The sequence below is a fragment of the Mycobacterium sp. GA-0227b genome (genome assembly GCF_001499855.1).
Taxonomy (GTDB): domain Bacteria; phylum Actinomycetota; class Actinomycetes; order Mycobacteriales; family Mycobacteriaceae; genus Mycobacterium.
The window spans coordinates 165,463-183,175 of sequence record NZ_LQIK01000002.1 but is presented as its reverse complement, the minus strand read 5'-3'; the positions used below and the strand labels follow the sequence as shown (position 1 = coordinate 183,175).

Here is a 17,713-nt window from a genome sequence, read left to right as displayed (position 1 = left end):
CACGCTATGAGCTGAACCGCACTTGAGGTCAAGCCGCCTGGGATCACTTCAGGCCCGCGGCGTCCATGCCGCGCAGTTCCTTCTTCAGATCGGCGATTTCGTCACGAATCCGCGCGGCCAACTCGAACTGCAGGTCGCGGGCCGCGGACATCATCTGTTCGGTGAGATCCCTGATGAGGTCGGCCAATTCGGCGCGCGGCATGTTCGACGTGTCGCGTCCCTCGATGATCCCGGCGCTGACGGCGCGGCCTGGCTCGCCCTGTGCGCGGCGCCCGCGGGAGGCGTTGCGACCGGAGCCGCCGACCTCAACGTCGTCGGCCTCGCGGTACACCTGATCGAGGATGTCGGCGATCTTCTTGCGCAACGGCTTCGGGTCGATGCCATGCTCGGTGTTGTAGGCGATCTGCTTGGCACGACGCCGCTCGGTCTCGTCGATGGCTTCCTTCATCGAATCGGTGATCTTGTCCGCGTACATGTGCACCTCACCGGACACATTGCGTGCGGCGCGGCCGATGGTCTGGATCAAGCTGCGCGGAGACCGCAGGAAGCCTTCCTTGTCGGCGTCGAGGATCGCGACCAGCGACACCTCGGGCAGGTCCAACCCCTCGCGCAGCAGGTTGATCCCGACCAGCACGTCGTACTCACCGAGGCGCAACTGCCGGAGCAACTCGACACGGCGCAGCGTGTCCACCTCGGAGTGCAGGTACCGCACCCGGATGCCCATCTCGAGCAGGTAGTCGGTGAGGTCTTCGGCCATCTTCTTGGTCAACGTGGTGACCAGGACGCGCTCGTCGCGCTCCGTACGCTTGCGGATCTCCCCGATCAGGTCGTCGATCTGGCCCTTCGTCGGCTTGACCAACACCTGGGGATCGACCAGGCCGGTAGGACGGATGACCTGCTCGACGAATTCACCGCCGGTCTGACTCATCTCATAGGGCCCGGGCGTCGCCGACAGGTACACCGTCTGACCGATCCGGTCGGCGAACTCCTCCCAGGTCAGCGGGCGGTTGTCCACTGCCGAAGGCAGCCGGAAACCGAAGTCGACGAGGTTGCGCTTGCGGGACATGTCCCCCTCATACATCCCGCCGATCTGCGGCACCGTCACGTGCGACTCGTCGATGACGAGCAGGAAGTCCTCGGGGAAGTAGTCCAGGAGCGTCGCGGGCGCGGATCCGGCCGGCCTGCCGTCGATGTGACGCGAGTAGTTCTCGATGCCCGAGCAGAAGCCGACCTGGCGCATCATCTCGACGTCGTAATTCGTTCGCATCCGCAGCCGCTGGGCCTCCAACAGCTTGCCCTGGCCCTCCAACTCGGCCAGCCGCTCCTCGAGTTCCTGCTCGATGGTCGAGATCGCGTGAGCCATCCGCTCCGGCCCCGCGACGTAGTGCGTCGCCGGAAAGATCCGCAGCGAGTCGACCTTGCGCACCACGTCACCGGTCAGCGGATGCAGGTAGTACAGCTCCTCGATCTCGTCCCCGAAGAACTCGATGCGGACGGCCAACTCCTCATACGACGGAATGATCTCCACGGTGTCCCCGCGCACCCGGAACGACCCGCGGGTGAACGCCATGTCGTTGCGGGTGTACTGGACGTCGACCAGCAGGCGCAGCAGCGCGTCGCGCGGCACCTCCTGGCCGACCCGCAGCTCCACCGACCGGTCCAGGTAGGACTGTGGGGTGCCCAGACCGTAGATGCACGACACCGACGCGACCACGACCACGTCGCGGCGCGATAACAGGCTCGACGTCGCGGAGTGCCGCAACCGCTCGACGTCGTCGTTGATCGAGCTGTCCTTCTCGATGTAGGTGTCGGTCTGGGCGATGTAGGCCTCGGGCTGGTAGTAGTCGTAGTACGACACGAAGTACTCGACTGCGTTGTGCGGCAACATCTCCCGCAACTCGTTGGCCATCTGCGCGGCGAGCGTCTTGTTGGGCTCCATCACCAGAGTCGGCCGCTGAACCCGCTCGATGAGCCACGCTGTCGTGGCGGATTTGCCGGTGCCGGTGGCGCCCAGCAGCACCACATCGTGCTCGGCCGCCTTGATCCGGCGCTCCAACTCGTCGATTGCGGCGGGCTGGTCCCCAGCGGGCGCATACGGGCTGACCACCTCGAAGCGGCCGCCGGTGCGCACAATCGAGTCGACGGGGCGGTACTCCGAGTGCGCGAGCACGGGGTGTTCAGTAGCGAAGGCCATAATGCACCAGGTTAAGCGTGCGGACCGACAACTTCATGCCCCGCGGCGGCGGCCGCCCCACCGACGGCCCGGTGGCCCTATCCTTGACCCATCCACGCTCCCAAGCACGAGACGTTCGACCTGCGCGCCCACACCAACACCGACCCGAAGGGCATCGTGCGGGCCGTCGAGATCTACACGGTCCGGCCCTGGGGCCTCTACATGGCTCGCCCGGCTCCTGGCCGTGCCCAGTTCCACTACCTCGAATCGTGGCTGCTGCCGTCGCTGCGGCTCCGTGCGACGGTGTTCCACTTCAACCCGGGCCACGAACTGGACCAGGACTACTACCTCGACGTCGGGCGTTACACGCCCGGGCGGGACGTCTGGCATTCCGAGGACCACTACCTCGACCTGGTGGTCCGCACCGGTGAGGGGGCCGAGCTCTGCGACGTGGACGAACTGCTCACCGCGGTGCGGCACAACCTGCTGACCCCGGAAACCGGCGAGCAGGCGGTACAGGCCGCGGTGTCAGCGATCGACGGGCTGTCGCGGCACGGCTACGACCTGAACCGGTGGCTGGCCAGTCAAGGCATGCCGCTGACGTGGAAATGATCATGAATTTGTCCGCACCGCGACGAACGGTAGTCTCTGATCACGTGAATCTCATCGAACGCACGTCTTTCGCCGCCTCGCTCGCTGCGGGAGCCGTGCTGGTGGGCGCCCTGGTGGCCCCCGCGGTCGCCTCGGGTCAGCCGGTCGGTTCCGGCACCGAGGTGGCGCCGCCCGGCCAGCCCAAAATCCTGCACAACGTCATATACCGCGCGCGGGCCGACGGCACCTCCCGCGGCGCGGTCGTCGCGTACAAGATGGACGACCAGAACGTCAACAGTGCGCAGCCCACGCTGCTGCCCGGTCAGACCTTCGAGGTCAACGCGGTGCTGGCGGACCCCAAGCTGGCCGGCATGGAGATTTCCATCGAATGGCCGTACGGGTCGAACCTGCACTGCGAGATCCTCGTCGACGACCAGATCGTCGCCAAGGCCGATCAGTTCATCGCGCCGCGGTTGCTCCGGCCGAAGGACGATCCGATGTACGGAGTGCTGCAATGCGGTGCGCCGCTGAATCTTCCGGTGGACGGCGCGCCGGACACCGATGTGAGCGCGCCGCCGCAGGCATAAGCTCCGGCGACCGTCAGGGCCGCCACCCGGTGGCGTCGGCCCACTCCCATGCCCGTCGATATGCGTCGAGGAACCACGGCTCTTTCGCGTCGGCGTAGGCACCGGTCTGGGTGTGCCCCTTCGCGGCGACCTGCCGCTTCAACGTGAGGTAGTCGGCCTGGACACCCGGATTGGCGCGTAACCAGTCGACGAAGAGCAGCGCGAACTGCTGGCCCGGCCAGCCGTCGACCCGCAGATGGACGTTCGTCGGTCGACCGGGATCGGCCGAACAGTGAAATCGCTTGCGCCACAGCGCTTCGTCGTCGGTGTGGTCGAACTCGGTGGCCGTGCTGCGGGCGTCCGGCTTGCCGACGTCGGCGGTGATCGGCCTGCAGACATACCCGGCCGTCGTCAACGCCTCGCGCAGTTCGTCGGCGACCTCGAGCGAGCCGACCGTCACCTGCACGTCGATCACGTCCTTGGCGTCCAGTCCGGGTACCGCCGTGGAACCGATGTGGTCGATGCGCGCGGCGCGGTGCCCGCAGGCCGTGTCGAGCCGAGCCAGGATGCGCCGTGCCTGCTCAGGCCATGTCGGATCGTAGGGCACCAGAACCGGTTCCGCGTGTGCGGGCCGATTCTCGTGCACGTTGTGCGCGAACGGCAGGATCCGTTCCTGCCACAGCGCTCGCGCCGCGCCGACCAGCTGTGCTGTGGTGCCCGAGTTGTCCAGCCACACGTCGGCAACGGCACGGCGCTGTTCCTCGGTGGCTTGCGCGGCGATCCGGGCCCGGGCGTCCTCTTCGGTGAACCCTCGGTGCTCGATCAACCGTTTCACCCGCAGATCCTCGTCCGCGTGCACGATCACCACCAACGGAAACATCGGTGCCATACCGGATTCGACGAGCAGCGGGATGTCCTCGACGATCACGGCGTCTTCGGCGGCGGCCGCGATCAACTTCGATCGGCGGTGCGCTATCAGCGGATGGACGATCCCGTTGAGGGTCTTGCGCTTCTCCTCGTCGCTGAACGCGATGGCGGCGAGGGCCGGGCGGTTCAACGCCCCGGCCGACGGTCCGTCGCCGTACAGGATCTGCTCGCCGAACGCGTCGACCAGCTTGGCCAGCCCCTCAGTCCCGGGCTCGACGACCTCGCGGGCGATCACGTCGCCGTCGACGACGACTCCCCCGAGTTCACTGAACGTCGCGGACACGGTCGATTTCCCGGCGCCGATACCGCCGGAGAGCCCAATGCGCAGCACCGCCCCAGTCTGTCAGGGTGCCGAACGCGTTATGCGTTGCCTGCGAGCTTCTCCCGCAGCGCCGCGAGTTGGGCGTCGCTGGCCAGCGATCCACCCGACGACTGCTCCTCGCCACGCGACGTGCCGTTCGACGATGAGGACGCCTCCGCTGCGTCTGCTTCAGCAGCGGCGAACTTCTCCATCTGCGCGGTGTGCATCTTGTGCCGGCGCTCGGCCTCCGCGTAGCGGGACTCCCACTCCTCACGCTGCTTCTCGAAACCCTCGAGCCACTCGTTGGTCTCGGAGTCGAAGCCCTCCGGGAAGATGTAGTTGCCCTGCTCGTCGTAGCTGTCGGCCATGCCGTACTTCGACGGGTCGAACTCCTCGGTGTAGTCCTCGTTGGCCTGCTTGAGGCTCAGCGAGATGCGGCGCCGCTCCAAATCGATGTCGATGACCTTGACCATCGCGTCGTCGCCGACCTGCACCACCTGGTCCGGGACCTCGACGTGGCGCTCGGAGAGCTCGGAAATGTGGACCAGGCCCTCGATGCCCTCCTCGACGCGGACGAACGCGCCGAACGGCACCAGCTTGGTGACCTTGCCCGGCACGATCTGGCCGATCGCGTGGGTGCGGGCGAAGTGCCGCCACGGGTCTTCCTGGGTCGCCTTGAGCGACAACGAAACCCGCTCGCGGTCCATGTCGACGTCGAGCACCTCGACGGTGACCTCGTCGCCCACCTGGACCACCTCGGACGGGTGGTCGATGTGCTTCCAGGACAGCTCGGAGACGTGCACCAGGCCGTCGACACCGCCGAGGTCGACGAACGCGCCGAAGTTGACGATGCTGCTGACCACGCCCTTGCGGATGGCGCCCTTCTGCAGCTGGTTGAGGAACTCGCTGCGCACCTCGGACTGGGTCTGCTCCAGCCAGGCGCGGCGGGAGAGCACCACGTTGTTGCGGTTCTTGTCCAGCTCGATGATCTTCGCCTCGATCTCCTTGCCGATGTACGGCTGCAGATCGCGGACGCGGCGCATCTCGACCAGCGACGCGGGCAGGAAGCCGCGTAGGCCGATGTCGAGGATCAGGCCGCCCTTTACGACCTCGATGACGGTGCCCTTGACGGCCTCGTCCTTCTCTTTGAGCTCCTCGATGGTGCCCCAGGCGCGCTCGTACTGGGCGCGCTTCTTGGACAGGATCAGGCGGCCTTCCTTGTCCTCCTTGGTGAGGACCAGAGCCTCGACCTCATCGCCCACGGAAACGACCTCGTTGGGGTCGACGTCGTGCTTGATGGAGAGCTCACGGGACGGGATGACGCCTTCGGTCTTGTAACCGATGTCGAGCAGGACTTCGTCACGGTCAACCTTGACGATCGTCCCTTCGACGATGTCGCCATCGTTGAAGTACTTGATGGTCTTGTCGATGGCGGCGAGAAAGTCCTCGCTCGAGCCGATGTCGTTGACGGCTACTTGCGGCGAGGTGACGGAGGGACTTGGCATGTGGTGGGTTGCTCCGGACAGGTTTGATCGTAGGGACAGTTGTTTATTGGTGTTACCCGCCGCAGAAGAATGCAAAAACCACAGACAGGTACCGGTAGAGGTTACTCGACTGGGCACATGCTGGACAAACCCGGTCCCCCGCCTGTTGCGCGCTCGCTACCCTGACTTCTCGTGTCCTACGCCGGTGCGCCCCAGCCCTGGCCGATCCAGCCGCCGTTCGAGCGCAAGGTGCGAAAGGTCGGGGCGCCGCTGGCCGTCCTCATCCTGCTCGGCACCGTGGCCGGGCTGATCGTCGTCGGGCTGACCGCCCTGAACCCGGTCGGCGCCGGTATCGGGCTGGTGCTGTCGAGCCTGACCATGGTGGTCGTGCTGCTGGCCTACGTGTGGCTGGACCGCTTCGAGCCGGAGCCGCCGAGGCTGCTGATCTTCGCGTTCTTGTGGGGCGCCTCGGTTGCCGTGGTGCTGTCGGTGCTTCTCGGGCTCTTCTTCGAGTCTCTGATCGTGACCGGCGAGACCGACGACGTCAGTTGGGTGTCGGTGGCCGTCATCGCGCCGGTGATCGAGGAAGCGGCGAAGGGCACCTTTCTGCTGTTCATGATGACCGGCCGGCGCCGCAACGAACTCAACTCGCTGACCGACTGCCTGGTCTATGCCGGGCTGGTCGGCGCCGGTTTCGCCTGGTTGGAGGACATCCTCTACATCGCCAGCGGCGAATCGCTCGGCGATTCGCTGCTCACCGCGGCATTGCGACTGGTCATGGCGCCGTTCGCGCATTCGCTGTTCACCACGTTCATCGGCATCGGCGTGTATTTCGCGCTGCACCACCGCAACGCGCTGACCCGCGCGGGCTACATCGGTTTGGGGTACCTGGCCGCGGTCGTCATGCACGGGCTGTGGAACGGCTCGTCGCTGCTGGGCATCGGGTGGTATTTCGCGGTCTACCTGTTCTGGATGGTCCCGATCTTCGCGTTGGTGATCGTGCTCGGCGTGCAGGGCCGCCGCCGCGAGCAGACCATTGTCGCGGCCAAGCTGCCCGGCATGGTGGCCGCGGGCCTGGTGACGCCGAACGAGGCCACCTGGCTGGGGTCGTTGCGGCACCGCAAGCAGGCTGTCGCGCTGGCCACCCGCCAAGGCGGACGACCCGCGGGCAAGGCGGTCAAGCGGTTCGCCGCCCAGGTCGTCGAGCTGGCGTTCGTCCGGGACAGAATTGACCGCGGCTTCGGCGACCAGCGCGTCTATACCCTGCAGGCCGAGGAGGCCTACGCAGTACACGCGGCACGAGCGGCCGCTCCGATGCTGCAGTGGCTGACCGCTTACCGCGCCCCGAGCCGCTGACTCAGTGTGCGGCCGCGTCCCAGCTGCGGCCGTAGCCGACCGACACCTCCAGCGGCACATCCAGCGGGTAGGCGTTGCCCATCTGCTCGCGTACCAGCTTCTCCACGGCGTCGCGCTCGCCCTCGGCGACCTCGAAGAGCAGTTCGTCGTGCACCTGCAGCAGCATCCGCGACGCCAGACCGGAGTCCTTCAGCGCCTTGTCGACATTGATCATCGCCACCTTGATGATGTCGGCGGCGCTGCCCTGAATCGGTGCGTTGAGCGCGGCCCGCTCGGCGGCCTCGCGCACGTTGCGGTTGCTGCTGTCCAGTTCGGGTAGGTAGCGCCGCCTGCCGAACACCGTCGAGGTGTATCCGTCCTTGCGGGCCTGGTCGACGACGTTGTGCAGGTAATCGCGCACCCCGCCGAACCGGTCGAAGTACTGCTCCATCTGCACTTTGGCTTCCTCGGTGGAGATCTTGAGCTGCGCCGCGAGCCCGTAGGCGCTCAGCCCGTACGCCAATCCGTAGGACATCGCCTTGACGCGGCGCCGCAGCTCCGCGGTGACCTCGTCGATCGGCACCGAGAACGCCCGCGACGCGACGAACGAGTGCAGATCTTCACCGGTGTTGAACGCTTCGATCAGCCCCTCATCCTTCGACAGATGCGCCATGATGCGCATTTCGATCTGGCTGTAGTCGGCCGTCATCAGCTCCGTATAGCCCTTGCCCACGACGAATGCGTCGCGGATGCGCCGGCCCGCGTCGGTGCGGATGGGGATGTTCTGCAGGTTCGGCTCGGTCGACGACAGGCGCCCCGTCGCGGCGATGGTCTGGTTGAACGTGGTGTGGATGCGGCCATCGGAGGCCACGGAGGCCAGCAGCCCGTCGACGGTCACCTTCAACCGCGTCGCGTCGCGGTGGGTGAGCAGATGCTGCAGAAACGGATGGCCGGTCTTGTCGAACAGGGACTGCAGCGCGTCGGCGTCCGTGGTGTAGCCGGTCTTGGTGCGCTTGGTCTTGGGCATCTCCAGTTCGTCGAACAGCACCACCTGCAGCTGCTTCGGTGAACCGAGGTTGATCTGCTTGCCGATCACCGCGTAGGCCGCCTCGGCGGCGTCGCGAATCTGGTCGGCGAACTCGCTCTGCAACTGGCCGAGTTGCTCGAGGTCGACAGCGATGCCCGCGGTCTCCATCTCGGCCAGCACCCGCTGCACCGGCAACTCCATGTTGTTCAGCAGCGCCAGGGAGTCGATACGGGCGAGCTCCTCGTCGAGCGCGTCGGCGAGATCCATTACCGCGCTGGCCCGCAGGATCACGGTCTGCACGGCCTGGCCGTCGACGCCATCATTGTCATCTAACAGCGAAAGCTGTTGCTGCTCAGGTGTTTCCGCACGAAGTTCGCGCTTCAGGTAGCGCAGCGAGAGATCGTCGAGCGCAAAGCTGCGCTGCCCAGGACGGACGAGGTACGCGGCGAGTGCGGTGTCCGAGGTGACGCCGGCGAGCTTCCAGCCGCGGCCTTGCAGATCGTGCATCGCCAGCTTGGCTTCGTGTAGCGCCTTCGGCGGTCCGGGGTCGGCCAGCCAGGACGCCAGCGCGGCCTCGTCATCGGCGCTCAGCGTGGCGGTGTCGATGTAGCGCCCGTCGCCGTCCGCGGCGACGATGGCCAGTGCGGTCGCGTCGGCGTCGAAGGCCAGGTGCGTGCCCACCACCGCCATCCCGAACCTCTTACCCGAGCTGTGTTCGGCCAGCCACGCCGCGAGCTCTCCCGGCTCCAGCGCCCGCCCTCGCACGTCGAAACCCTGGTCCACCTCGGGGTCCGCCGACGCCAGCGTCTCGAACAGCCGGTCGCGCAGTACCCGGAACTCCAGGTCGTCGAAGAGCCGGTGGATCTGGTCGCGGTCCCACGGCTGCATCCGCAGGGTGTCCGGGGTCTGCGGGAGCGCCACGTCGCGCACCAGGTCGGTCAGTTCCCGGTTGAGCACGACGCTCGACAGGTTCGCCCGCAACGCATCGCCCACCTTGCCCTTCACGGAGTCGACGTTGTCGACCAGCGCCTGCAGCGAGCCGAATTCGGCGATCCACTTCGTCGCCGTCTTCTCCCCGACGCCGGGGATACCCGGCAGGTTGTCGCTGGGGTCTCCGCGCAGGGCCGCGAAGTCCGGATACTGCTGCGGGGTCAGGCCGTACTTCTCCAGCACCGCCTCCGGGGTGAACCGGGTCAGCTCGCTGACGCCCTTGCGCGGATACAGCACCGTGACGTCGTCGCTGACCAGTTGCAGCGAGTCGCGGTCGCCGCTGACCACCAGTACGCGATAGCCGCCCAGCTCGGCCTGGGTGGCCAGCGTGGCGATGATGTCGTCGGCCTCGAAGCCCGGTTCGGCGAGCACGGTGATTCCCAGCGCACCGAGCACCTCTTTGGTGATGTCGATCTGGCCGCGGAACTCGTCGGGGGTCGTGGACCGGCCGGCCTTGTACTCGGGGTACTTGTCGACGCGGAACGTCTGGCGCGACACGTCGAACGCGGCCGCAATGTGGCTGGGCTGCTCGTCACGCAACAGATTGATCAGCATCGCCGTGAAGCCGTACACAGCGTTGGTGGTGAGCCCGCCCTGCGTCTTGAAGTTCTCGGCAGGCAGCGCGTAGAACGCCCGGTACGCCAGCGAATTGCCGTCGAGCAACATCAGTGTCGGCTTCTGTTCCGTGTGCTCGGACGCCGTCTTCTTGCCGGTGGCGGTGCTGGCTGGGCTCACGGCCCTACTCTATGCATCGGCGGTGACAACGGAGCCACCGTGGCGCTCGCACCTGCCGCCGCGTCCCACTCAACTGGAACACGTTTCAGTTTCGCCGGGCGACTCGGTACGCTGACCCGCGTGTCAGCTTCCACTCAACCCGCGATCGAAGGTTGGTTCGCCACCGATGGATCCGGTGAGGCCTATCTGATCGGCGGCAAGTGCCATCAGTGCGGCACCTACGTGTTTCCGCCCCGTGCCAACAACTGTCCGAACCCGGGGTGTGACGGCGACGAGCTGGCCCAGGTGCCACTGTCGCGGCGCGGAACGCTGTGGAGCTACACCGAGAACCGGTACGCTCCCCCGCCGCCTTATCCGACCCCGGATCCCTTCGAGCCCTTCGCCGTTGCCGCGGTGGAACTGGCCGAGGAGGGGCTCATCGTGCTGGGCAAGGTCGTCGAGGGAACGTTGGCCGCGGACCTGAAGGTCGGCATGGAGATGGAGCTGACCACGATGCCGTTGTTCGTCGACGACGACGGCGTCGAGCGCGTCGTTCACGCATGGAAGGTGGCGGAATGAGTACTGAAACTCCGGCACCGCTGTACATCCTGGGCGCCGGCATGCACCCGTGGGGCAAGTGGGGGCGCGACTTCACCGAATACGGCGTCGTCGCGGCGCGGGCCGCGTTGGCCGAGGCGGGTTTGGACTGGCGCCAGATCCAGCTGGTCGCGGGCGCCGACACGATCCGCAACGGCTATCCGGGCTTCGTGGCGGGTGCGACGTTCGCGCAGAAACTGGGCTGGAATGGCGTACCCGTGTCGTCGAGTTACGCGGCGTGCGCCAGCGGTTCACAGGCGTTGCAGAGCGCACGCGCTCAGATCCTCGCGGGCTTCTGCGATGTGGCGCTGGTGATCGGTGCGGATACCACCCCGAAGGGGTTCTTCGCTCCGGTCGGCGGCGAGCGTCGCAACGATCCCGACTGGCAGCGCTTCCACCTCATCGGCGCCACCAACACGGTGTACTTCGCGCTGCTGGCGCGCCGCCGCATGGACCTCTACGGCGCCACTCTCGAAGACTTCGCCGCGGTGAAGGTCAAGAACGCCAAGCACGGGTTGGACAACCCGAACGCGCGCTACCGCAAGGAAGCCACGATCGACGACGTGCTGGCCAGCCCCGTGGTGTCCGATCCGCTTCGGCTGCTTGACATCTGCGCGACGTCGGACGGCGCGGCCGCGCTGGTGGTGGCGAGCAAGTCGTTCGCGGAAAAGCATCTCGGCTCGCTCGACGGCGTCCCGTCGGTGCGAGCGATCAGCACCGTGACGCCGCAGTACCCGCAGCATCTACCCGAACTGCCCGACATCGCAACGGATTCCACCGCGGTGGTGAATGCGCCGGAGCGTGTGTTCAAAGACCAGATTCTCGACGCCGCCTACTCCGAAGCCGGCATCGGTCCCGAGGACCTGAGCCTGGCCGAGGTCTATGACCTGTCCACGGCGCTGGAACTCGACTGGTATGAGCATCTCGGCCTGTGCGCCAAAGGCGAGGCGGAGCAACTGCTGCGCAGCGGTGCGACGGCGATCGGCGGAAAGATCCCGGTCAACCCGTCCGGCGGACTGGCCTGCTTCGGCGAAGCCATTCCGGCACAGGCGATCGCGCAGGTCTGCGAGCTGACCTGGCAGCTCAAGGGCCAGGCGACCGGTCGGCAGGTCGAGGGTGCCAAGGTGGGGGTCACCGCCAACCAGGGGCTGTTCGGCCACGGCTCCTCGGTGATTGTTGCTCGCTAGGCAGTTCGAGCCGTACGGCCCCTCCTACTGGGGCGCCATCGCGGTGTTCGTCATCGGCGCCGTGCTGCTGGTGTGGTCGGGCCGCCGCCAGACCGAACGGCGGGCAAGACACCTGGGCCGCATCCTCGGTGGGGTCACCGCCGCGATCTACGCCGCGATCCTGGTCTACAACTTGACCCCGCCGACGCTCGCGGGTTCGGTGCCGCTGCAACTCACCGACCTGGCAACCGTCGTCGCCGCGTATGCGCTGTGGACGCAACGGCATTGGGCGTACGCCCTGACCTACTACTGGGGACTGGTGCTGAGCGTGCAGGCGCTGATCTCCCCCGTGCTGCGTGGACCCGACTTTCCGCACTATCGGTTTCTGGCGTTCTACGCGATTCATCTGCTGGTGGTGTGGGCCGCCATCTACCTCACATGGGGCCGCGGCATGCGACCCGATTGGCGAAGCCTGCGATTCGCGATTCTGGTCACGCTCGTCTGGGCGGCGGTCACCATGGTCTTCAACGCCGTCGCCGGCACCAATTACGGCTTCCTGAACGCCAAACCGGACACCGCATCGCTGTTGGATGTCCTGGGTCCGTGGCCGGTGTACGTCCTCGTCGGGGCGACCCTGGTGGCCGCGGTTTGGGCGTTGATGACGTGGCCGTGGGTGGCACGCCGGTCGCAGACCTGAGTCACGCCACCCCGAGATAGGCGGCGCGAATGCTGTCATCGGCCAACAACTCTCGGGCATTGCCTTCGCGCGTGACTTCACCGGTCTCCAGAATGTAGGCGCGGTCCGAACGGCTCAGCGCCTGTTGGGCATTCTGCTCGACCAGCAGCACGGTGGTGCCCTGGGCGTTGATCTCGCCGATGATCCGGAAGATCTGGGAGATCACCATCGGCGCCAGGCCCATGGACGGCTCGTCGAGCAGCAGCACCCGCGGCCGGGCCATCAGCGCCCGCCCGATGGCCAGCATCTGCTGCTCGCCACCCGAGAGCGTGCCGCCCACCTGACTGCGGCGTTCGGCGAGCCGCGGAAACGTATCCAGGACCCAGTCCAAACGCTTCCGATGTTCGGACCGTGAGGCGAACTTGCGTCCGTAACAACCCATCTCGAGGTTCTCCACGACCGACATCCCGGGGAAGACACCGCGTCCCTCGGGCGCCTGCACCAGCCCCTGGATCACCCGCTGGTGGGCTTTGACCTTGGTGATGTCGGCGCCCTCGAACCAGATCGAACCCGAGGTCAGCGGCAGCAGCCCCGAGATCGCCCGCATGGTGGTCGTCTTGCCGGCTCCGTTGGAGCCGAGCAGGGTCACCAGTTCACCTTCGCGAACCGTGAGCGAGATCCCGTGCAGTGCACGGATTCTCCCGTACTGCACGACGATGTCGCGTAATTCGAGGATGACGGGCCGCTCGGTCCCTGGCGATTCATTCGACTGCGTCATCGGGCACCCCCAAGTACGCCGCGATCACCTTCGGGTCCTCGCGGATCTCCCCGGGCAGGCCGTCGGCGATCTTGCGACCGAACTCCAGGACCACGATGCGATCGGTCACGCCCATCACCAGCCTCATGTCGTGTTCGATCAGCAACACGGTGTAGCCGTCGTCGCGGATCTTCTGGATCAGCTCGATGAGCGCGGCCTTCTCCCGCGGGTTGAATCCGGCCGCCGGCTCGTCCAGACACAGCAGTTTCGGTTCGGTGGCCAGCGCGCGGGCGATCTCCAGCCGTCGTTGGTCCCCGTAGGACAGGTTCTTCGCCTTCTCCTCGCCGCGGTCCGCGATGCCTACGAAATGCAGTAGTGCAGCCGATCTCTCGATCGCAGTCCTCTCCTCGCGCCTGTGGCGCGGGGTTCTGACCAGCGCACCGGGCACCGAGGTGAAGTGCCTTGCGTCGGTGCCAACCATGACGTTCTCCAGGGCGGTCATCTCGCCCCACAACCGGATGTTCTGGAAGGTCCGCGCTATTCCGCGGCGGGTGATCTGGTGCCTTTTGACGCGGCCCAGTGGTGCGCCGTCGAAGGTGACCGATCCCGATGTCGGGCGGTACACCCCGGTGATCGCGTTGAAGCAGGTGGTCTTACCGGCGCCGTTCGGGCCGATCATGCCGAGGATCTCGCCGCGACGAATGTCGAACGACACCGAGTCGAGCGCCGTCAACCCGCCGAACTTCACGGTGAGATCGGTTGTCCTCAAGAGGATCTCGCCCTCGGCGGCATGGATCTCGCGGTGGACGCCCGCCAATTCCTCGATCGTCATCGCGCCGATTCCTTTTCCGGCGAGCGCAGCAGGTCGCGCGCGGCCCTGCCGTAGGCGAGAAGTTGCTGGCGGGCCGGGAACAGGCCCTGCGGCCGGAAGATCATCAGAACCACCAGCGCCAGCCCGAAGAACAGGTACTTCAGGTCGCCGAGGTTGATACCGAGGAACTCCACGCCGAGCAGTCGGTTCGGCAGGTAGACGATGATGAACGCACCCACCACCACGCCGAGCTTGTTGCCCTGACCGCCGAGCACCACGGCGCACAGGAACAGCATCGAGTTGATGATGTTGAACGTCGGCGGCGCGACGAACTGCACCTGGCCCGCGTACAGCGCGCCGGACAGACCGCCGATCGCCGCGCCGATCACGAATGCCCACAACTTGAATCGGAAAGTGTTGACGCCCATGACTTCCGCGGCGTCCTCGTCTTCCCGGATCGCGATCCAGGCGCGACCGACGCGGCTGCGTTCGAGGTTGCCGACAAGCAGCAGGATCCCGACCATCAGCACGATGCCCAGCCAGAACCACCATGTGCCGTAATTGGCGTCGCCTGCGGAGTTACCGCTGGAGAACACGCCTTCCGGGACGCGTTCGCTCTCACCGAACCGCGGGTAGGCCACCTCGTTGAGGCCGCGCGGGCCGTTGGTCACCTCCGAAAGGTTGTCCGCCAGCAGCCGGATGATCTCGCCGAAACCCAGCGTGACGATCGCGAGGTAGTCGCCGCGGAGCCGTAGCGTCGGCGTTCCGAGGATGAGTCCGGTCAGCGCGGTGATGGCCATCGCCAGCGGCACGCAGGCCAGCCACGCCCAGTCCTCGTTGAACCATCCCGTCGCGCCCATCTTGTTCCACGGACTGTTGGGACTGGTGAGCAGCGCGACGGTGTACGCACCCACGGCGTAGAAGCCGACGTAGCCGAGGTCGAGCAGGCCGGCCTGACCCACCACGACGTTGAGGCCGATCGCGATGATGGCGACCATGGCGAATTGCGCCATGGTGCCGCCGAAGCTGATGTTCGGCGTGTTCAAAAACGGCGGCGGGAAGAGCGGCAACAGTGCGAGCAGGCCGAAGGCGAGCACGCCGAAGCCCCACTTCTGCACCCGCGAAAGGCCGTCCCACCAGCGCCGCACCGCGTCGCCGGGCGCCAACACCTTCTCGCTGGCCCTCATGCCCGTGCCTTTCCGAGGCTCTCGCCGAGTATTCCGGTCGGCCGGAAGAACAGCACCAGAACTAGCAACACGAAGGCCACGACGTCACGCCATTGCGTCCCGAACACCGCCTGCCCGTAGTTTTCCATGATGCCCAGCAGCAGCCCGCCCAGCAGCGCACCGCGCAGGTTGCCGATGCCGCCGAGGACCGCGGCCGAGAACGCCTTGATGCCGAGCAGGAAGCCGCCGGAGTAGATGATGCCCTGCGGCACCTTCAGCGTGTACAGCAGCGCCGCCGCACCCGCCAGGAGGCCGCCGATCAAGAACGTCAGCATGATGATGCGTTCCTGGGAGACGCCCATCAGCGTCGCGGTGTCGGGATCCTGGGCCACGGCCCGGATTCCGCGTCCGAACTTCGTCCGGTTGATGGTGATGTCCGTCATCAGGGCGAGGACCAGCGCCCCGCCCACGATGATCAGCGTGATGTTGGAGACGGCGGCGCCGAACACCGTGAACTGAGTTTCGGGCGAGACGAGCCGGATCGGTTGCTGCGCATTGGATCCGCCGTACCCGTCGATGATCTTCGGCAGGATGAAGTGCACGAACTCCTGCAACACGAATGACATTCCGATCGCGGTGATCAGAAATGACAGCCGTTCGGCCTTGCGTCTGCGCAACGGTCGGTATGCGACCGCCTCCAGTCCGATCGCGGTGGCGCCGGACACCATCATTGCGAACAGCATCGCGATGCCCAGATACAGCACCGTCAGCGCGATGCCCTTGTCGTAGGTGTTACCGCTCGGGGTGAAACCGAGGATCATGTCGAGGCAGAAATACGCGCCGAACATGCCGAACATGAAGACTTCGGAGTGGGCGAAGTTGATCAACTTCAACACGCCGTAGACCAACGTGTAGCCGACCGCCACCAAGGCATAGATGGCGCCCCACGACAGGCCGTCGATTGTCAACTGCCAGAAGCCGTCTCGCAACCCGTCCAGGTTGAAGCTGATGTTGGCGGCCAGGCAGGTGTACTGGTCGACGCACTCGGGGGGCATCCCGGTCTCTCGATCGGTCTCCTACTGAACCTTGAAGATCCAGATGAGGGTGGACGTCAGTTCGCCGTTGGGATCCCACTGGTACTTGCGTCCGATCCCCTGACCGTTGTAGGTCCGGACGAATTCGAGGAGGTCGGGGCGGGTGGTTTTTCCGGAGTCGATGCCCTTCAGCATGATGGTGCCCAGGTCATAGCCCTCGACGCTGTAGGTACCCGGATCGGCGTTGAACGCCTTCTTGTACTCCTCGGCGAACTCAGCAGGCGCCGGCGTGCACGGGCACGACAGGATCGCGCCCTCTGCCGCGTTTCCGGCCTGCTTGACGAACTCCGGGTCTTTCGTGCCGTCGGCACTGACGAAGGTCCCGGTGTATCCGCCGTCTTTGAGCTGCTGGGCGAACGGCGCGGCCTCGGCGTAGTAGCCGCTGAAGAACACCGAGTCAGGGCTGGCGCCCTTGATCTGGGTCACCGCGGCCGAGAAGTCCTTGTCGCCCTTCTTCACCGAGATGTTGCACGCCGGGTCGGCGACTGCCCCGAGCGTGTTTCGGACCACGGTCGCCAGGCCCAAGCCGTAGTCGGTGCTGTCATCGACCACGCATACCTTCTTGTGGCCCAGCGAGTTCTTCAGATAATTTCCGACCGCTTGCCCCTGCTGGCCGTCATTTCCGAGGCCCCGGAAGAACGTCTTCCACCCCTTCTGCGACAGCGTGACATTGGTCGCCGACGCGGTGGCGGCAACCAGGCCGGCCTGGTTGTACACGTCTCCGGTGGCCATCGTTTCCCCTGAGAACGCGGGACCGATCAGGCCGATGATCGACGCATCGTTGATGATCTGCGGCGCCGTCTGGCTGGCCTTCTGCGGATCGCCCTCGGTGTCGAAGGCCTTCAGTTGCACCTTGCAGCCCGGGTTTGCGGCGTTGTGCTGGTCGACCGCCAACTGGATGCCGTTCTTGATGTTGATGCCCAGCGCGGCGTCGGGGCCGTTGAGCGCGCCCGCCATCGCGATCGACACGGGTGGGCACTGCGCCTTGCCGTCGCCAGCCGGGTCAGCCGCCGCGGCAGTGTCCGGCGGAGTGATCTCCGCGCCGTTCTCGTCGATCGGGACCTGCTCGACGATTTTCAGGTCGGTCTGCGCCGCACCGCCCTCGCTCGGCTGGGATTGCTGGCAGGCCGCCAATGTCATTGCGCTGCCGAGCACGACCAAACCAGCGCTGCTGATAGCAATTGCTTTCCGTGCTCCGCGACCGCGCACGCTTCACCTCCGGGTCAATGTTCTAGTCGGCTCCGCGCCTCCACCTGGCTCGGCAAGGGCGGCGACGTTCCGGGAAGACCATAGCCAACGCTCGACGCCGGTGCGTGGTCTGCGCGGCCGGAAACGAAG

15 protein-coding genes are annotated in these 17,713 nt (G+C 66.2%); 6 read left to right on the top strand and 9 right to left on the bottom strand.

What is annotated here, in order from left to right:
• Nucleotides 1-43: 43 nt before the first annotated feature.
• Nucleotides 44-2,194, bottom strand: coding sequence for an excinuclease ABC subunit UvrB (uvrB, locus tag AU185_RS03545; RefSeq protein ID WP_059099369.1), 2,151 nt, complete (start codon nucleotides 2,192-2,194; stop codon nucleotides 44-46).
• Between the two features lie 156 nt (nucleotides 2,195-2,350).
• Between uvrB and AU185_RS03540 the strand changes: the two genes are divergently transcribed.
• Both AU185_RS03540 and AU185_RS03535 read left to right on the top strand, forming a co-directional pair.
• Complete coding sequence (locus AU185_RS03540) at nucleotides 2,351-2,785, top strand: ribonuclease FAU-1 family protein (RefSeq protein WP_059099370.1); 435 nt, start codon at nucleotides 2,351-2,353, stop codon at nucleotides 2,783-2,785.
• A 2-nt stretch (nucleotides 2,786-2,787) separates the two neighbouring features.
• Nucleotides 2,788-3,351: a hypothetical protein gene (locus tag AU185_RS03535; RefSeq protein ID WP_502687745.1), complete on the top strand. Its 564-nt coding sequence runs from the start codon at nucleotides 2,788-2,790 to the stop codon at nucleotides 3,349-3,351.
• Nucleotides 3,352-3,364: 13 nt separating this feature from the next.
• On the opposite strand, the gene coaE is transcribed toward AU185_RS03535, so the two are convergent.
• Both coaE and rpsA read right to left on the bottom strand, forming a co-directional pair.
• A complete protein-coding gene (coaE, locus tag AU185_RS03530; RefSeq protein WP_059099371.1) occupies nucleotides 3,365-4,588 on the bottom strand; it encodes a dephospho-CoA kinase in 1,224 nt (407 codons plus the stop codon).
• A 29-nt stretch (nucleotides 4,589-4,617) separates the two neighbouring features.
• Entirely contained in the window at nucleotides 4,618-6,063 is a 1,446-nt protein-coding gene (rpsA, locus tag AU185_RS03525; protein WP_059099372.1) for a 30S ribosomal protein S1, read from the bottom strand.
• A 171-nt stretch (nucleotides 6,064-6,234) separates the two neighbouring features.
• Here rpsA and AU185_RS03520 point away from each other — a divergent pair, with 171 nt between their 5' ends.
• Nucleotides 6,235-7,398, top strand: a complete 1,164-nt coding sequence (locus AU185_RS03520) for a PrsW family intramembrane metalloprotease (protein ID WP_059099373.1) — start codon at nucleotides 6,235-6,237, stop codon at nucleotides 7,396-7,398.
• Between the two features lies 1 nt (nucleotide 7,399).
• On the opposite strand, the gene polA is transcribed toward AU185_RS03520, so the two are convergent.
• Nucleotides 7,400-10,060 carry a DNA polymerase I gene (gene polA, locus AU185_RS03515; protein WP_082683731.1) on the bottom strand — a complete coding sequence of 887 codons (2,661 nt, stop codon included), beginning with the start codon at nucleotides 10,058-10,060 and terminating at the stop codon, nucleotides 7,400-7,402.
• A 189-nt stretch (nucleotides 10,061-10,249) separates the two neighbouring features.
• Between polA and AU185_RS03510 the strand changes: the two genes are divergently transcribed.
• The 3 genes from AU185_RS03510 to AU185_RS03500 are packed head-to-tail and all read left to right on the top strand — an operon-like array spanning nucleotide 10,250 to nucleotide 12,568.
• Nucleotides 10,250-10,687, top strand: a complete 438-nt coding sequence (locus tag AU185_RS03510; RefSeq protein ID WP_059099375.1) for a Zn-ribbon domain-containing OB-fold protein — start codon at nucleotides 10,250-10,252, stop codon at nucleotides 10,685-10,687.
• On the top strand, nucleotides 10,684-11,892 hold the full coding sequence (locus AU185_RS03505) for a lipid-transfer protein (protein WP_059099399.1): 1,209 nt from the start codon (nucleotides 10,684-10,686) through the stop codon (nucleotides 11,890-11,892). Before AU185_RS03510 ends, AU185_RS03505 begins: the two co-directional genes overlap by 4 nt.
• A complete protein-coding gene (locus AU185_RS03500) occupies nucleotides 11,882-12,568 on the top strand; it encodes a YwaF family protein (RefSeq protein WP_059099400.1) in 687 nt (228 codons plus the stop codon). The genes AU185_RS03505 and AU185_RS03500 overlap by 11 nt, the downstream gene beginning before the upstream one ends.
• Nucleotide 12,569: 1 nt before the next feature.
• Here the strand turns inward: AU185_RS03500 and AU185_RS03495 are convergent, their stop codons facing one another.
• From AU185_RS03495 to AU185_RS03475, 5 genes are read right to left on the bottom strand one after another with little or no spacing between them, the layout of a single operon-like run.
• Complete coding sequence (locus tag AU185_RS03495; protein WP_059099376.1) at nucleotides 12,570-13,325, bottom strand: ABC transporter ATP-binding protein; 756 nt, start codon at nucleotides 13,323-13,325, stop codon at nucleotides 12,570-12,572.
• Entirely contained in the window at nucleotides 13,309-14,136 is an 828-nt protein-coding gene (locus AU185_RS03490; protein ID WP_059099377.1) for an ABC transporter ATP-binding protein, read from the bottom strand. The genes AU185_RS03495 and AU185_RS03490 overlap by 17 nt, the downstream gene beginning before the upstream one ends.
• Nucleotides 14,133-15,302 carry a branched-chain amino acid ABC transporter permease gene (locus AU185_RS03485; RefSeq protein WP_059099378.1) on the bottom strand — a complete coding sequence of 390 codons (1,170 nt, stop codon included), beginning with the start codon at nucleotides 15,300-15,302 and terminating at the stop codon, nucleotides 14,133-14,135. Before AU185_RS03485 ends, AU185_RS03490 begins: the two co-directional genes overlap by 4 nt.
• Nucleotides 15,299-16,336 carry a branched-chain amino acid ABC transporter permease gene (locus tag AU185_RS03480; RefSeq protein ID WP_059099379.1) on the bottom strand — a complete coding sequence of 346 codons (1,038 nt, stop codon included), beginning with the start codon at nucleotides 16,334-16,336 and terminating at the stop codon, nucleotides 15,299-15,301. The genes AU185_RS03485 and AU185_RS03480 overlap by 4 nt, the downstream gene beginning before the upstream one ends.
• Nucleotides 16,337-16,357: 21 nt before the next feature.
• The gene (locus tag AU185_RS03475) at nucleotides 16,358-17,584 is read right to left on the bottom strand and encodes a branched-chain amino acid ABC transporter substrate-binding protein (protein WP_059099380.1); all 1,227 of its coding nucleotides are present in this window, start codon (nucleotides 17,582-17,584) and stop codon (nucleotides 16,358-16,360) included.
• Between the last annotated feature and the right edge of the window lie 129 nt (nucleotides 17,585-17,713).